Here is a 2,295-nt window from a genome sequence, read left to right as displayed (position 1 = left end):
GCCGACCAGGTTGCGTGTCGGTACTGCCCCGACGGGGACGCCGAACAAGCCCGGCTGACCTATCGGCAGCTGGACGCCCGAGCCCGGGCGATCGCGGCCGGCCTGCAACGTCAGGGCGCCGCGGGCAAGCGGGTGCTGCTGTTCTGCCACCCGGGTCTGGACAGCGTCGCGGGGTTCTTCGGGTGCTTCTACGCGGGCGCCGTCGCGGTTCCGGTCGACGAGCAGTGGCCGACGAAGCGGGCGGCGGCCGTGATCCCGGACGCGCGCGCGGAGTTCGCGCTGTCCACCGCCGACCGGCAGGCGAAGTTGCGGGCCAAGGTGGACACCCTGGCCCCCGGGCCGCTGCACTGGGCGACCCTCGACGAGCCCGAGGCGGACGCCGACAGCTGGGTGCTACCGCCCCTGGACGCGAACATCCCTGCCGTGCTGCAGTACACCTCGGGTTCCACCGGGTCCCCCAAGGGTGTGGTGCTCAACCACCACAACTATCTGCACAACCTGGCGGGCATGTGCGCGGCGTGGCGGCTCGGCTTCGACGGCTCACCGGCTGACGACCCCACCATTGGGGTGTCCTGGCTGCCGAACTTTCACGACCTGGGCTTCGTCGGAGGTGTGCTGGCTCCGCTGTATATCGGGGGCACCATGGTGCTGCTGTCCCGCAGCGCGTTCTTCATGCGTCCCATCCGGTGGATGCAGGCCATGTCCCGCTACCGTGCTGAGATCAGCGCGGCGCCCAACCTGGGCTACCACCTGTGCGTCAAACGCAGTAGCGAGCAGGAGCGCGCCGGACTGGATCTGTCGAACTGGAAGGTCGCGGTCAACGGTGGTGACCCGGTGGATGCGGCCACCCTGGGCAGCTTCGCCGAGACATTCGCGCCGGCCGGATTCCGGCCGGAGGCCTTTCTCCCGGCCTACGGGCTGGCCGAGGCCACCCTGGCCGTCACCGGCGGATCGAACGCACCCACGCCGGTGCTGCGGCACATCGACCGTGACGCGCTGGGCGAGGACCGTGTCGTCGAGGCCGCACCCGGCGAGGCCGGGGCCGCGACGGTGGTGGGCTGCGGTCGTCCCGGCGGGGGCCAAGACGTCGTTATCGTCGACCCGGACACCCGGCAGCGCTGCGCGGCCGACGGAGTGGGGGAGATCTGGGTGGCCGGGCCCAGCGTCGCGCAGGGCTACTGGCGCCAGCCCGAGGAGACGGAGCGGGCGTTCGCGGCGGTGCTGGCCGACACCGGGCGGGGCCCGTTCCTGCGGACCGGGGACCGGGGATTCCTGCGCGACGGCGAACTGTTCATCGTCGGACGGTGCCAGGACCTGATCACCATCGAGGGCACCCACTATTACCCCAGCGACATCGAGATGACCGTCCAGGACTGCGATCCGGTGCTCTTGCCCGGCCGCGGCGCGGTCTTCGCGGTCCAACCGAGGTTCAACGCCGTCGAACAGTTGATGGTGGTGCAGGAGGTGCACCGCCATCACGAGGTCGAACTCGACGGGGTCATCGACAAGATCCGGGCCGCGATCGCCACCCACCACAAGATCGAGGCGCACACCGTACTGCTGGTCAAGCCGATGAGCATTCCCACCACGACCAGCGGCAAGATCCGGCGGACCGCCTGCCGGGAGAGATTCGTCGCCGGTGAACTGACGCCGGTGGCGCAGTGGCGTGCGCCCCGGCCGAATGGCCAGGGCGGCCTCGACAAGGAGCAGATGAAGGCCGGTCTGGCCCGGGCCTTCGGCGGGATGCTGGTGCGCCGGTATTGGGAGCCCCCCGAAACCGGGGTATAGCCCTCGCTGCCCTCCGGCGCTCAGCGCCGAGACGGAATCTCACGACGCGACACGCCCATGTCACGTCGCCAGATTCGGACTGGGCCCCCAATTCCATCCACCGGTGCACCTGGCAGTCGCTCAAAGGCGGGCAACAGACACCTCCCCTCCCCGGCGGGGCTGCTGTGACAGAGGGGGCCACAGCCGCCATCATGGACACCATGGACCTGCCCGTGGCGCCGCCGGTCGATCCGATGCTCGCCAAGGCGGCCGCCAAGGTTCCCGAGGACGCGGGTTGCTGGTCCTACGAACCGAAATGGGATGGCTTCCGCGCGTTGGTGTTTCGCGACGGCGACGACGTGCTGCTGCAGTCCCGCAACGGCAAACCGCTGAGCCGGTACTTCCCGGAGCTACTGGAGGCGCTGCGCGCCGAGACGGCCCCGCGCTGTGTGCTCGACGGCGAGGTGGTGGTGCCGCGCCAGATCGGCGGGCGGACCCGGCTGGACTGGGACTCGCTGAGCCAGCGGA

The 2,295-nt window shown here is 70.3% G+C and carries 2 protein-coding genes; both read left to right on the top strand.

Annotation, left to right across the window (positions count from 1 at the left end; genetic code table 11):
* Window positions 1-1,788 (top strand): fatty acyl-AMP ligase (locus tag BN4346_RS47015; protein WP_067977109.1); only part of this gene is annotated, 1,788 nt, incomplete at its 5' end.
* A 191-nt stretch (window positions 1,789-1,979) separates the two neighbouring features.
* The coding region (locus BN4346_RS47010; protein ID WP_456080974.1) for an ATP-dependent DNA ligase at window positions 1,980-2,295 on the top strand (316 nt) is incomplete at its 3' end.

Origin of the sequence: Mycolicibacter icosiumassiliensis, from assembly GCF_900078685.2 — a bacterium.
GTDB lineage: Bacteria > Actinomycetota > Actinomycetes > Mycobacteriales > Mycobacteriaceae > Mycobacterium > Mycobacterium icosiumassiliensis.
Note: the sequence above shows the minus strand (reverse complement) of the source record. Positions and strands in the feature narration are given on the sequence as shown.